General features: G+C 38.4%; 12 protein-coding genes and 1 other annotated feature. Of the genes, 10 read left to right on the forward strand and 2 right to left on the reverse strand.

Going from position 1 to position 13,187, the window contains the following annotated elements; all coding sequences use genetic code 11:
* Nucleotides 1-4 precede the first annotated feature (4 nt).
* The 7 genes from CN288_RS17230 to CN288_RS17260 all read left to right on the forward strand — a co-directional run bounded on the left by CN288_RS17230 (nucleotide 5) and on the right by CN288_RS17260 (nucleotide 8,080).
* On the forward strand, nucleotides 5-517 hold the full coding sequence (locus tag CN288_RS17230; protein WP_026593481.1) for an adenine phosphoribosyltransferase: 513 nt from the start codon (nucleotides 5-7) through the stop codon (nucleotides 515-517).
* 213 nt (nucleotides 518-730) lie between these two features.
* Entirely contained in the window at nucleotides 731-2,917 is a 2,187-nt protein-coding gene (gene relA / locus CN288_RS17235; protein ID WP_026593480.1) for a GTP diphosphokinase, read from the forward strand.
* A 17-nt stretch (nucleotides 2,918-2,934) separates the two neighbouring features.
* Nucleotides 2,935-3,375, forward strand: a complete 441-nt coding sequence (dtd, locus tag CN288_RS17240; protein ID WP_026593479.1) for a D-aminoacyl-tRNA deacylase — start codon at nucleotides 2,935-2,937, stop codon at nucleotides 3,373-3,375.
* 175 nt (nucleotides 3,376-3,550) lie between these two features.
* The gene (locus CN288_RS28865; protein WP_003200475.1) at nucleotides 3,551-3,727 is read left to right on the forward strand and encodes a hypothetical protein; all 177 of its coding nucleotides are present in this window, start codon (nucleotides 3,551-3,553) and stop codon (nucleotides 3,725-3,727) included.
* A 54-nt stretch (nucleotides 3,728-3,781) separates the two neighbouring features.
* Nucleotides 3,782-4,013, forward strand: a binding site (T-box leader).
* Nucleotides 4,014-4,081: 68 nt separating this feature from the next.
* Nucleotides 4,082-5,353, forward strand: a complete 1,272-nt coding sequence (gene hisS / locus CN288_RS17250) for a histidine--tRNA ligase (RefSeq protein ID WP_026593478.1) — start codon at nucleotides 4,082-4,084, stop codon at nucleotides 5,351-5,353.
* Nucleotides 5,354-5,365: 12 nt separating this feature from the next.
* Entirely contained in the window at nucleotides 5,366-7,141 is a 1,776-nt protein-coding gene (gene aspS, locus CN288_RS17255) for an aspartate--tRNA ligase (protein WP_098302704.1), read from the forward strand.
* A 171-nt stretch (nucleotides 7,142-7,312) separates the two neighbouring features.
* On the forward strand, nucleotides 7,313-8,080 hold the full coding sequence (locus CN288_RS17260) for a tRNA threonylcarbamoyladenosine dehydratase (RefSeq protein WP_026593476.1): 768 nt from the start codon (nucleotides 7,313-7,315) through the stop codon (nucleotides 8,078-8,080).
* Nucleotides 8,081-8,172: 92 nt separating this feature from the next.
* Here CN288_RS17260 and CN288_RS17265 read toward each other — a convergent pair whose 3' ends face one another.
* Both CN288_RS17265 and CN288_RS17270 read right to left on the reverse strand, forming a co-directional pair.
* Nucleotides 8,173-8,823, reverse strand: a complete 651-nt coding sequence (locus CN288_RS17265; RefSeq protein ID WP_098302705.1) for an RsfA family transcriptional regulator — start codon at nucleotides 8,821-8,823, stop codon at nucleotides 8,173-8,175.
* 37 nt (nucleotides 8,824-8,860) lie between these two features.
* Nucleotides 8,861-10,147: a replication-associated recombination protein A gene (locus tag CN288_RS17270; protein WP_098302706.1), complete on the reverse strand. Its 1,287-nt coding sequence runs from the start codon at nucleotides 10,145-10,147 to the stop codon at nucleotides 8,861-8,863.
* A gap of 302 nt (nucleotides 10,148-10,449) precedes the next feature.
* On the opposite strand from CN288_RS17270, the gene cymR reads away from it, so the two are divergent.
* Genes cymR through mnmA form a run of 3 tightly spaced genes read left to right on the forward strand, consistent with a single transcriptional unit; the run spans nucleotide 10,450 to nucleotide 13,179 of the window.
* Nucleotides 10,450-10,866, forward strand: coding sequence for a cysteine metabolism transcriptional regulator CymR (gene cymR / locus CN288_RS17275; protein ID WP_000704117.1), 417 nt, complete (start codon nucleotides 10,450-10,452; stop codon nucleotides 10,864-10,866).
* Nucleotides 10,867-10,901: 35 nt separating this feature from the next.
* Nucleotides 10,902-12,047, forward strand: coding sequence for a cysteine desulfurase family protein (locus tag CN288_RS17280; protein WP_026593473.1), 1,146 nt, complete (start codon nucleotides 10,902-10,904; stop codon nucleotides 12,045-12,047).
* Nucleotides 12,048-12,063: 16 nt separating this feature from the next.
* Nucleotides 12,064-13,179 carry a tRNA 2-thiouridine(34) synthase MnmA gene (gene mnmA, locus CN288_RS17285; protein ID WP_026593472.1) on the forward strand — a complete coding sequence of 372 codons (1,116 nt, stop codon included), beginning with the start codon at nucleotides 12,064-12,066 and terminating at the stop codon, nucleotides 13,177-13,179.
* The last annotated feature ends 8 nt before the right edge of the window (nucleotides 13,180-13,187 follow it).

Below are 13,187 nucleotides of genomic sequence, written 5' to 3' on the forward strand. Positions count from 1 at the left end.
AAATATGGATTTCAAGCAACATATCGCAATTGTACCGGATTATCCGAAAGAAGGTATCGTTTTTAAAGATATCACACCTTTAATGAACGATGGAAAAGCATACAAAGCAGCAACAGATGAAATCGTTGCTTATGCAAAAGAAAGAAATATCGACCTTGTAGTAGGACCAGAAGCACGTGGCTTTATTATCGGTTGCCCAGTTTCTTACGCGTTAGAAGTAGGGTTTGCACCAGTTCGTAAATTAGGGAAATTACCTCGTGAAGTAATTACAGTTGACTACGGTAAAGAGTATGGAAAAGATGTTTTAACAATCCATAAAGATGCAATTAAACCAGGTCAACGCGTATTAATTACAGATGATCTATTAGCTACAGGTGGAACAATTGAAGCGACAATTAAGTTAGTTGAAGAGCTTGGTGGAATTGTAGCAGGGATTGCATTCTTAGTAGAGCTTACTTACTTGGATGGCCGCAAAATGTTAGATGGTTATGATGTATTAGTGTTAGAAAAATACTAATTATTATATAGGTAAAACTACGGTGATAGAAAAAAGTACCCGTGAATCTCTTGGAGAGGAGCGGGTACTTTTGTATAATTGTACAAAAAAGTATGGTGAAATATCAGTAAAATCTTTTCCTTTTCACAATTCACAATCATTAGGTTATAATGATAGAATAAAATTTATTCTAATGAGTAAGGGAAAAGTCAATTTTCAATAAAAGGTGATTCGATGGCAAATGAGCAAGTACTAACAGCTGAACAGGTACTCGAGAAAGCAAGTCAATATTTAGCGGACGATGATATTGAGCTGGTGGCACGTGCCTATGAATATGCACGTGATGCACATAGCGAACAATATAGAAAATCGGGCGAACCATATATTATTCACCCGATTCAAGTTGCAGGTATTTTAGTTGATTTACACATGGATCCATCTACAGTGTCGGCAGGTTTTTTGCATGATGTAGTAGAAGATACCGAGGTTACACTAGAAGATATTGAACGGGAATTTAATAAAGAAATTGCCATGCTTGTTGATGGTGTTACAAAGCTTGGGAAAATTAAATACAAATCTCATGAACAACAGCAAGCAGAGAACCATCGCAAAATGTTTATTGCAATGGCCCAAGACATTCGTGTGATTTTAATCAAATTAGCTGATCGTCTTCATAACATGCGTACGCTTAAGCATTTGCCTCAAGAAAAACAGCGTCGTATTGCAAATGAAACGTTAGAAATTTTTGCACCTTTAGCTCATAGACTCGGAATTAATACAATTAAATGGGAGCTAGAGGATACATCGCTTCGCTATTTGAATCCGCAACAATACTATCGCATTGTAAACTTAATGAAGCGGAAACGTGCAGAGCGTGAAGAATATTTAGATGAAGTCATGACGGGTATTCGTGACAAACTGAAAGAAGTAGCGATTCAACCTGATATTTCAGGACGGCCAAAACATATTTATAGTATTTATCGTAAAATGGCTCTTCAAAATAAACAATTTAATGAAATTTATGATTTGCTAGCTGTGCGCGTTGTTGTAAATAGTATTAAAGATTGCTATGCGGTATTAGGAATTATTCATACGTGCTGGAAGCCGATGCCAGGTCGTTTTAAAGATTATATTGCAATGCCGAAAGCAAACCTATACCAATCACTTCATACAACTGTGATTGGGCCGAAAGGTGATCCGCTTGAAGTGCAAATTCGTACGAAAGAAATGCATGAAATTGCGGAATACGGGATTGCTGCGCATTGGGCTTATAAAGAAGGAAAAGCAGCAGAAACAACAGGTACACTAGAGAAAAAATTAACATGGTTCCGTCAAATACTAGAGTGGCAAAATGAAGCTTCTAATGCGGAAGAATTTATGGAGTCATTAAAAATTGATTTATTCTCTGATATGGTATTCGTCTTTACACCAAAAGGAGACGTCATGGAATTACCACTAGGTTCTGTTCCAATTGACTTTGCGTACCGTGTCCATTCAGAAATAGGGAATAAAACGATTGGTGCAAAAGTAAATGGGAAAATGGTAACACTCGATTATAAATTAAAAACAGGTGATATCATTGAAATTTTAACGTCTAAACATTCTTATGGACCTAGTCAGGACTGGGTAAAGCTTGCTCAAACATCTCATGCGAAAAATAAAATCCGCCAATTTTTCAAAAAACAGCGCCGAGATGAGAATATCGAAAAAGGTCGCGAACTTGTTGAAAAAGAGGTGCGAAGCTTAGAGTACGAGATGAAAGAAGTGTTAGCACCTGACAACTTAAAACGTGTAGCTGAGAAATACAACTTTGCGAATGAAGAGGATATGTTTGCAGCGGTTGGATATAACGGAATAACAGCTTCGCAAATTGTAACGCGTTTAATGGACAAGTTCCGTAAACAGCGTGACGAAGAACAAGATGTTGTGGAAGTGAAAGAAGTTCGTAAACCGATGAAAATTCGTAAATGGGATTCGGGTGTAAAAGTAAGTGGTGCTGATAATTTATTGATCCGCTTATCAAAATGCTGTAACCCAGTTCCAGGTGACGATATTATCGGATATATTACAAAAGGTCGTGGTGTATCGATTCACCGTCGTGATTGCGTCAATGTGCATACAGAAGAGGCAAAGGAACGTTTACTAGAAGTAGAGTGGGAAGGTAGTCCAGAAAAAGAAATTGAGTATAACGTTGATATTGAAATTTCTGGCTATGATCGCCGTGGCTTGCTAAATGAAGTTCTGCAAGCTGTTACAGAAACGAAAACATATATTTCAGCTGTTTCAGGTAGAAGCGACCGCAATAAAATGGCAACGATCAATATGTCTATTTCCATTCGTAATTTACATCATTTGAAAAAGGTAGTAGAGCGTATTAAGAGAGTTCCAGAAATTTATGCAGTACGCCGCATGATGCATTAATAGGGAGTGTATAAATTATGAGAGTTGTCTTACAGCGATCAAAGGAAGCGTCTGTTACAATAGATGGTGAGATTGTAGGACAAATTCCGTTCGGTTTAACATTGCTAGTTGGAATCACGCATGAAGATACAGAACAAGATGCAACGTATATCGCTGAAAAAGTTGCAAATTTACGTATTTTTGAAGATGAGAATGGGAAGATGAATCATTCTGTACTAGACATGGATGGACAGGTTCTTTCTATTTCACAATTTACATTGTACGGGGATTGCCGTAAAGGAAGACGTCCAAACTTTATGAGTGCTGCGAAACCAGATTACGCAGAGCGCTTGTACGATTTCTTTAATGAAGAACTTCGTAAACAAGGATTGCACATAGAAACGGGAAGGTTCGGAGCAATGATGGATGTTTCTTTAATAAACGATGGTCCGGTGACCTTAATTTTGGAAAGTAAATAATAATGAAAAGAGGGGATGCGCTATCCTCTCTTTTTTATTTTTTAAAAGGGGTTTTTATAAAAAAAGAGATATATGGAAGCGGTAGTCGGTTCTCTTTCGTATTTGTGTATAACCGACTCATCAATATGGAACAATAGAAGTAAAAACATCCATGTTGATTGGGAGGGATACACGTATGCGTATGAATGAAAAAGGTCATTCTGTTACAAATGGTGCAAACCAATTATTTAACGTGAATTTTCATGAGTTTATTGCAAGAGAACAAAATAATACTTCTATGGAGCTTGCATCTGAATTTGGTATTTCATTGCAAGATGTAAAGCGTTTAAAGAAGCAGATTGAACGCTCCTAGGGCACTTGACAATCGTCCGGAACAAACGTATAGTAATTTTATATTTACATATGAAGAGAACCGATGATAGAGAAGAGTAGATTGGATACACATGAAAAGAGAAGAAATGTCCTAGGCTGAAAACATTTCTACATGATGACTGATTGAATGACACTCTGTAGGTTTCAACTTGAACGGCTTATAGGCTTAGTAGAGATTGAACGCAAATTTAAGCGTTATTAAAAAAGTGGAAGCATACGTGCTTCAATTAGGGTGGCACCACGGGTATAATACTCTCGTCCCTACTGGATAATCAGTAGAGGCGGGAGTTTTTTATTTTTAATAAGATTAAAACAATTTGAGGAGGAACTGAATATGTCTATTCAAATCCCACGCGGAACGCAAGATATTCTTCCAGGTAGTGTTGAGTTATGGCAGTATATCGAAGGGCAAGCACGCGAAATTTGCCGTCGTTACAACTATAAAGAAATTCGTACACCAATTTTTGAGCACACAGAATTATTTTTACGCGGTGTTGGTGATACAACAGATATCGTACAAAAAGAAATGTACTCATTCCAAGATCGTGGAGAGCGTAGCTTAACACTTCGTCCAGAAGGAACAGCACCTGTTGTACGTTCTTACGTTGAAAATAAAATGTACGGTGATGCGACGCAACCTACGAAATTATATTACATCGGTCAAATGTTCCGTTATGAAAGACCACAAGCAGGCCGCTATCGTCAATTCGTACAATTCGGTATCGAAGCAATCGGTAGTAACGATCCTGCAATCGATGCAGAAGTAATCGCACTTGCTGTAGAGTTTTACCGCGGTATGGGCTTAAAAAACATTAAAGTTGTTTTAAATAGTTTAGGTGATTCAGCAAGTCGTCAAGCGCACCGTGAGGCGTTAATTGCTCACTTCGAACCTCGCATTGGCGAGTTCTGTTCTGATTGCCAATCTCGTTTAGAGAAAAACCCACTTCGCATTTTAGACTGTAAGAAGGATCGTGATCATGAATTAATGGACGCGGCGCCATCTATTACAGAATACTTAAATGAAGAATCAACAGCGTACTATGAAAAAGTACAAGAACTATTAACAATGATGGGTGTTCCGTTTGAAAAAGATCCGAACCTAGTGCGTGGTTTAGATTACTATCAGCACACTGTTTTTGAAATTATGAGTGAAGCAGACGGGTTTGGCTCAATTACAACATTAAGTGGTGGCGGTCGTTATAACGGTCTTGTACAAGAAATCGGTGGTCCAGAAATGCCTGGTATCGGTTTTGCGATGAGTATTGAGCGTTTAATTATGGCATTAAAAGCTGAAAACATTGAGCTTCCAATTGAACAGAACATTGATTGCTATGTTGTAGCACTTGGGGACAAAGCGAAAGATCATGCTGCAAAAGTTGCGTTTGATCTTCGCAGGGCTGGGTTATCAGTTGAAAAGGATTATTTAGATCGTAAAATGAAAGCACAATTTAAATCAGCAGATCGTTTGAATGCGAAATTTGTAGCTGTATTAGGGGAAGATGAGCTTGATAAAGGCATCATTAACTTAAAGAACATGGCAACAGGTGAGCAAGAAGAAGTTGCATTAGATGTATTCGCTTCATACGTGGCAGAGAAATTAATATAGGGGGAACTCATAGTGGCTGAAAGAACACATGCATGTGGAAAAGTAACAGTAGAAGCAGTTGGACAAACCGTTCAATTAAAAGGTTGGGTACAGAAGCGTCGTGACTTAGGTGGATTAATTTTCATCGACTTACGTGACCGTACAGGTATTGTGCAAGTTGTATTTAACCCGGAAACATCTAAAGAAGCACTAGAGGTAGCAGAAACAATTCGTAGCGAATACGTGCTTCACGTAGAAGGAACAGTTGTTGAGCGCGCACAAGGTGCAATTAATGACAATATGGCAACTGGGCGTATTGAAGTACAAGCTACAAAAGTAAATGTACTAAATGCAGCAAAAACAACGCCAATTATTATTACAGATGATACAGATGCATCAGAAGATGTTCGTTTAAAATATCGTTATTTAGATTTGCGTCGTCCTGTTATGTATAACACATTTAAAATGCGTCATGATGTAACAAAAACAATTCGTAACTTCTTAGATTCAGAAGAATTCTTAGAAGTCGAAACACCAATCTTAACAAAGAGTACACCAGAAGGTGCACGTGACTATTTAGTACCAAGCCGTGTGCATGATGGTGAGTTTTATGCATTACCTCAATCTCCGCAGCTATTTAAACAGCTTCTTATGGTCGGTGGATTTGAGCGTTATTATCAAGTAGCACGTTGTTTCCGTGATGAAGATTTACGTGCGGACCGTCAACCAGAATTCACACAAATCGACATCGAGGCATCATTCCTAACACAAGAAGAAATTCTAGAAATGATGGAACGCATGATGACGAAAGTGATGAAGGATGCAAAAGGTGTAGAAATTAACGCTCCATTCCCTCGTATGACATATGTGGATGCAATGGCTCGATATGGTTCTGATAAGCCAGATACACGCTTTGCAATGGAGCTTACTGACCTATCTGAGTTTGCAGCAGGATGTGGATTCAAAGTATTCACAAGCGCTGTAGAAAGCGGAGGACAAGTAAAAGCAATTAATGCAAAAGGTGCAGCGAGTAAATATTCTCGTAAAGATATCGATGCATTAACTGAATTTGTAAAAGTATACGGTGCAAAAGGTTTAGCTTGGTTAAAAGTTGAAGAAGATGGCTTAAAAGGACCAATCGCGAAATTCTTCGGTGAAGAAGATGCAAGTGTATTAATGAATACATTAGAAGCAGCTGCAGGCGACTTATTATTATTCGTTGCAGATAAGAAGAGCATTGTTGCAGATAGCTTAGGCGCACTTCGTTTACGCTTAGGGAAAGAACTTGAGTTAATCGACGAAAACAAATTTAATTTCCTATGGGTAACTGATTGGCCACTTCTTGAGTATGATGAAGATGCTGATCGCTACTTCGCGGCACACCATCCATTCACAATGCCATTCCGTGAAGATGTAGAGTTACTAGAAACAGCACCAGAAAAAGCGCGTGCACAAGCATATGACCTTGTATTAAACGGTTATGAGCTTGGCGGTGGGTCACTTCGTATTTATGAGCGTGATGTACAAGAAAAAATGTTCAAAGCACTTGGATTCTCTCAAGAAGAAGCGCAAGAGCAATTTGGATTCTTATTAGAAGCGTTCGAATACGGTACACCACCACATGGTGGAATCGCATTAGGTTTAGACCGTCTTGTTATGTTACTTGCAGGCCGTACAAACCTTCGTGATACAATTGCATTCCCAAAAACAGCAAGCGCAAGTTGCTTGTTAACAGATGCGCCAAGCCCAGTTGCAGAAGCGCAGCTTGAAGAACTTAGCTTACAGTTAAACGTAAAAGAAGAGAAGTAAGAACGGAAACTAGATGGGGTATACTAACCGCATCTAGTTTTTTTTAGGGATTCTGTGTATTTTTCTTGTTAGAAAGGTATTTTTAGTAGTTGTGTAACTTTTTCTATACAAATAGTCGGAAAAACGCTAGAATACATGGTAGACCATTTTTGTAATAGGAGTGTAGAACGCATGTTACATCAATTTTCACGTAATGAATTAGCCTTCGGAAAAGAAGGCCTTGAAATATTAAAAAATAGTACAGTTGGTATTTTAGGAATTGGCGGCGTAGGCTCATTTGCAGCAGAAGCATTAGCACGTTCTGGCGTAGGACGCCTTGTATTAGTTGATAAAGACGTTGTTGATATTACAAATGTAAACCGTCAAATTCATGCATTAGTTTCTACTGTAGGACGTTCAAAAGTAGAGCTAATGAAAGAGCGTATTGCTGATATTAATCCAGATTGTGAAGTTATTGCATTAGAAATGTTCTATACAGAAGAAACGTATGAAGATTTCTTTAAGCACGGTTTAGATTTCGTAGTGGATGCATCAGACACAATTACGTTCAAAATTCATTTAATTAAACAATGCTTACGACGTAAGATTAAAATGATTTCGAGTATGGGTGCAGCAAACAAAATGGATCCAACTCGTTTCCGTATTGCGGATATTTCAAAAACACATACAGACCCAATTGCGAAAGTAATTCGTACGAAGCTTCGTAAAGAAGGGATTAAAAAGGGTGTAAAAGTTGTATTCTCTGACGAAAACCCAATTGTAATTCGCGAAGAGGTGCGTAAAGAAATCGTTCCAGATGAAAATGCAAAAATTCGTAAAGCGAAATTACCACCTTCCTCAAATGCATTCGTACCATCTGTGGCAGGCTTAATTATGGCGAGCCATGTTGTGCGTGAACGTTTAAAGAATGTAGAAGTGAAACGTGTGGGACAAGAATAATTAGGGAAAAGCGTATATTCCACTGGGAGTATGCGCTTTTTAATTTTTATATAAAAAAACTCCCCACCTTTTCATGTTAGGTGGGAAGTTCTTTAATTTTCCGCTGAATATATAATATCTAAATTCCCGTTCTGATCTGTTTTAAAAATAGGAGCAATTTGATCCTCTTGTTCATTTACTAGCACAAGTTTTCGAGCACGGTCCATAATTCTAACAAGCATTGCATAATCTTCTTCGATTGCTTGTTGTTTTTTCGTTAAAGCTGCTAGTTTGACTTCTAGTTCATCGTTTGTTTTTTGTAAGGAGACAAGCTTTGTATGCAAGTCTTCATTTTCATTTTGTATCTTTTCTAAGTGAGGATGATTGTGTTCTAAGTTTTGTAAGAATGAGATTACATCTTGCATTGTAAGAGAATGTTTATTAGAAACAGGTTCTTCGGAAAATTCAACATCAATTACGACTTTCTTTTTTTGTTTTGGTTGTAATAGTTGTTCTTTTTCTACATTTGCTTCAGAACGCTTTAACTCTTTTCTCTGCTTCTTAGCGAGCTGTACGGCGTCCTCATAATTTTGTCTGACTTCAGCATTCCAACGAAAGCCACAAGCGGCAGAAGTGCGGTTTAATTTGTCACCGACTTCATCGAACGCTTTTAGTTGTGTACTTCCTATGCGAATATGTCGTAAAACGGTTTCTGCTAAAAGGAGATCATCTTCTCCTGTCCATGCATCTTGGCGTGTTTTCATAAGCGAAACCTCCATTATGATGTCGTTTTCGCTTAGATTACCCTTTTGGTTTGCTTTTATGCGAACTTTGCAATCTTTCATATACGCTTGAAAGTGCTTGTTCAAATTTTCCAGTCGTTTTCGGTTTATAATATTGCTTATTTTTAATTTTGTCGGGTAAGTATTGTTGCTGTACCCATCCATTCGGATAATCGTGCGGATATAAGTATCCAATGCCTCTACCTAATGATTCAGCACCCTTATAGTGACTATCTTTTAAATGACTTGGTACATCGCCTGTTTGTCCATTTCGTAAGTCGTGAAGCGCAGCATCAAGCGCCTTGTATGCTGAATTTGATTTTGGAGAAAGGCAAAGTTCGATAACTGCATTGGTAAGTGGAATGCGAGCCTCTGGAAATCCGACGCGTTCTGCAGCTTCAATGGCAGCGAGCGTCCGTGGTCCAGCTTGCGGACTAGCAAGTCCAATATCTTCATATGCCATAATAAGAAGACGTCTCCCGATACTTTGTAGATCTCCAGCTTCAATAAGGCGCGCTAAATAATGAAGTGCAGCGTTCACGTCACTTCCGCGCACTGACTTTTGAAACGCTGATAAGACATCATAATGAGCATCTCCGCCTTTATCATGAACGAAGCTTTTCTTTTGTAAGCATTCTTCTGCAATCTCCAGTGTGATTTCTACCGCTTGATTATCTGTTGTAAAACTAGATAAAACAGCGAGCTCAAGGGCGTTATAAGCAGAGCGCATATCTCCACCTGATGCATTTGCAAAGTGACGAAAGGCCTCATCTGTAACAGTTACATGATATTCACCTAAACCTTTTTCTTTATTTTCAAGCGCTCGTTTTAGACCAATTAAAATATCATCTTCTGTTAGTGCGTGTAGTTCAAAGATTTGACAACGGCTACGGATAGCGGAGTTAATTGCATGGAATGGGTTGCTTGTTGTTGCACCAATCAATGTAAGAAGCCCGCTTTCTAAATGTGGTAAGAGAAAGTCTTGTTTTACTTTATCTAAGCGGTGGACCTCATCTAAAATTAAAACAAGGTGGCGGTGCATCTTTGCTTCTTGCACGACAACTTCCATATCTTTTTTATTGTGAGTCACTGCATTCAATAGGCGGAACGGCGTCCCTGTACTGCCAGCGATTGCGCTAGCAATTGATGTTTTTCCTGTGCCGGGTGGACCATACAAAATCATCGATTGAAAATGGTTTGCCTGCACCATTCGCCATAAAATTTTCCCTTCACCAACTAAATGCTGCTGTCCGATTATTTCTGTAATGTTTACCGGGCGCATTCGATGTGCGAGTGGTTGTTTCATCATGACCGTCTCCCTTAATGTATAATCTTATTCTATGGTATCATCTTTTTCGTGAAAAACTGAAATGTGATGCAATTTTATATAAGGAGTCTTGATTAATATTTTTAATTTTCTCTTTATTGTAATAATTTCCGAGTTTTTCAATGTGATTTTGTGTTATGATTTTGAATACACAAGTTGAAATTTCTTATAATACTATATTATGCTATAATTTCATAGGATTTTGATTTTTATATTGTGTTCTTCTTACGAATAAAGATTTAACTAATAGAAGTGAATTTTTGAAAAGAGGTGCGAAATAGATGAAAATTTCAACAAAAGGCCGTTATGGCTTAACAATTATGATCGATCTTGCGAAAAAGTTTGGTGAAGGCCCAATTTCTTTAAAATCAATTGCGCAGGCACATGACCTATCTGAACATTACTTAGAGCAATTAATCTCTCCACTTCGTAACGCTCGTCTTGTAAAAAGTACGCGAGGTGCATATGGTGGTTATGTATTATCGGATCAACCAGTCAACATTACAGCAGGCGATGTTATTAGAGTTTTAGAAGGTCCGATTAGCGTTGTTGAAATGATAGAAGAGGAAGAACCAGCACAGCGTCAGTTATGGATGCGTGTTCGTGATGCGGTACAAGAAGTATTAGATAGTACAACTTTAGAAGATTTAGTACGCTATGAAGAAGAAAATCATGGGGGTTATATGTTTTACATTTAATTCCTTGTGAAACGATTTGGAAAGAAGGAGATCTGATGGAACGCATTTACTTAGATCATGCTGCGACATCTCCGGCTCACCCAGAAGTAGTCGAAAAGATGATTCCATATATGACAGAAATATTTGGTAATCCGTCTAGTATTCATTTTTATGGACGCCAAACTCGTCATGCGGTAGATGAAGCGAGACGTACATGTGCACGCAGCATCAATGCAAATCCAAATGAAATTATTTTTACAAGCGGTGGTACAGAGGCTGATAATTTAGCGCTTTTAGGTGTAGCGCGTGCAAATCGCAATAAAGGACAGCACATTATTACGGCGCAAATTGAACATCACGCTATTTTGCATACATGTGAAGTGTTAGAGCGAGAAGGTTTCAAAGTGACGTATTTACCAGTTGATGAAACGGGCCGTGTTCAAATTTCTGATGTGAAAGAGGCATTAACAGATGAAACAATTCTTGTATCTGTTATGTTTGGGAATAATGAAGTTGGTACGGTGCAACCGATTGTAGAAATCGGAGAACTGTTGAAAGAGCATCAAGCTTATTTTCATACAGATGCTGTACAAGCCTATGGTTTAACAGCGATTGATGTGAAGGACATGGGTATTGATTTATTATCTATATCTGCTCATAAAATTAATGGTCCAAAAGGTGTAGGGTTTTTATATGCTAGCACAGCTGTGAAATTTGAACCGTTATTAACAGGCGGGGAACAAGAGCGAAAACGCCGTGCAGGTACTGAGAATGTACCTAGCATCGTTGGGCTAGAGCAAGCTGTTAAGTTGGCAGAATCAACCCGTGAGCAAAAAATTGCCCAATATGAAGGATTTAAAGATATAATGGTATCTGTCTTTCAAAAAGAAGACATTACTTTTGAGGTAAACGGAAACTTAGAACATCGCTTACCACATGTGTTTAATGTAAGTTTTACAGGAATGGATATTGAGCCGTTTCTTGTAAACTTAGACTTGGCAGGGATTGCAGTATCGAGTGGTTCTGCATGTACAGCTGGTTCTATTGACCCGTCGCATGTGCTAGTAGCGATGTTTGGAAAAGATTCCGATCAAATACGTTCATCCGTACGTTTTAGTTTTGGGCTTGGGAATACGAAAGAACAAGTGGAAAAAGCAGCGTACGAAACAGTGAAAATCGTGAAGCGATTAACACAAGACTAGTATAGGAGGTGACATGATGAACAAACTACCTCACGAAACACGTGTTGTCATCGGAATGTCCGGTGGCGTTGATTCATCAGTAGCAGCGATGTTATTAAAAAAGCAGGGCTATGATGTAATCGGAATTTTTATGAAAAACTGGGATGATACAGACGAGAATGGTGTCTGTACAGCAACGGAAGATTATAACGATGTAATTGAAGTGTGCAATCAAATTGGCATCCCATATTATGCAGTAAACTTTGAAAAGCAATATTGGGATAAAGTATTTACGTATTTTTTAGATGAGTACCGAGCTGGTCGTACGCCAAACCCAGATGTAATGTGTAATAAAGAAATTAAGTTTAAAGCCTTTTTAGAGCATGCAATCGCGCTTGGTGCGGATTATGTAGCAACAGGTCATTATGCACGTGTTGCTTATATCGACGGCGAATATAAAATGCTCCGCGGTGTTGATGATAATAAGGATCAAACATATTTCTTAAATCAATTAAGCCAAGAGCAACTATCAAAAACAATGTTCCCATTAGGCGAATTAAAGAAACCACAAATTCGTGAAATGGCGAAGGAAGCTGGTTTAGCAACAGCGACGAAAAAAGATAGTACAGGTATTTGCTTTATCGGTGAACGTAACTTTAAAGATTTCTTAAGCAACTACTTACCAGCTCAGCCAGGTGTGATGCAAACATTATCTGGCGAAGTAAAAGGGAAACATGACGGTTTAATGTACTATACAATTGGACAACGTCATGGCCTTGGTATTGGTGGTAATGGTGATCCTTGGTTCGCTGTTGGAAAAAACTTGAAAGAAAACATTTTATACGTTGATCAAGGATTCCACAATGAACTTTTATACGGAGATGAAGTTATTGCTACAAATGTAAGCTGGGTAAGCAATAGGGCGAAAGAGAAAGAATTTACATGCACAGCGAAGTTTCGTTATCGTCAAGAAGATAACAAGGTAACGGTTCAAATTGTTGATGAGAATACCGTTCGTATCCTTTGCGATGAACCAATTCGTGCCATTACGCCCGGGCAAGCAGTTGTTTTCTATGATGGAGATGAATGTTTAGGCGGCGCGACGATTGATGAAGTATATCGTAGTGGCAAGAAATTAGATTATTTAGGGTAAAAATGAGA

Source organism: Bacillus sp. AFS023182 (assembly GCF_002560575.1).
In the GTDB taxonomy this organism is placed as follows: domain Bacteria; phylum Bacillota; class Bacilli; order Bacillales; family Bacillaceae_G; genus Bacillus_A; species Bacillus_A arachidis.

Bases quoted from the DNA above. Each gene is read 5' to 3' on its own strand.
- CN288_RS17270 (WP_098302706.1), bottom strand. From the start codon at position 10,147: ATGAAACAACCACTCGCACATCGAATGCGCCCGGTAAACATTACAGAA.
- CN288_RS28865 (WP_003200475.1), top strand. From the start codon at position 3,551: ATGCGTATGAATGAAAAAGGTCATTCTGTTACAAATGGTGCAAACCAA.
- relA (WP_026593480.1), top strand. From the start codon at position 731: ATGGCAAATGAGCAAGTACTAACAGCTGAACAGGTACTCGAGAAAGCA.
- cymR (WP_000704117.1), top strand. From the start codon at position 10,450: ATGAAAATTTCAACAAAAGGCCGTTATGGCTTAACAATTATGATCGAT.
- CN288_RS17260 (WP_026593476.1), top strand. From the start codon at position 7,313: ATGTTACATCAATTTTCACGTAATGAATTAGCCTTCGGAAAAGAAGGC.
- CN288_RS17265 (WP_098302705.1), bottom strand. From the start codon at position 8,823: ATGAAAACACGCCAAGATGCATGGACAGGAGAAGATGATCTCCTTTTA.
- dtd (WP_026593479.1), top strand. From the start codon at position 2,935: ATGAGAGTTGTCTTACAGCGATCAAAGGAAGCGTCTGTTACAATAGAT.
- CN288_RS17280 (WP_026593473.1), top strand. From the start codon at position 10,902: ATGGAACGCATTTACTTAGATCATGCTGCGACATCTCCGGCTCACCCA.
- mnmA (WP_026593472.1), top strand. From the start codon at position 12,064: ATGAACAAACTACCTCACGAAACACGTGTTGTCATCGGAATGTCCGGT.
- hisS (WP_026593478.1), top strand. From the start codon at position 4,082: ATGTCTATTCAAATCCCACGCGGAACGCAAGATATTCTTCCAGGTAGT.
- CN288_RS17230 (WP_026593481.1), top strand. From the start codon at position 5: ATGGATTTCAAGCAACATATCGCAATTGTACCGGATTATCCGAAAGAA.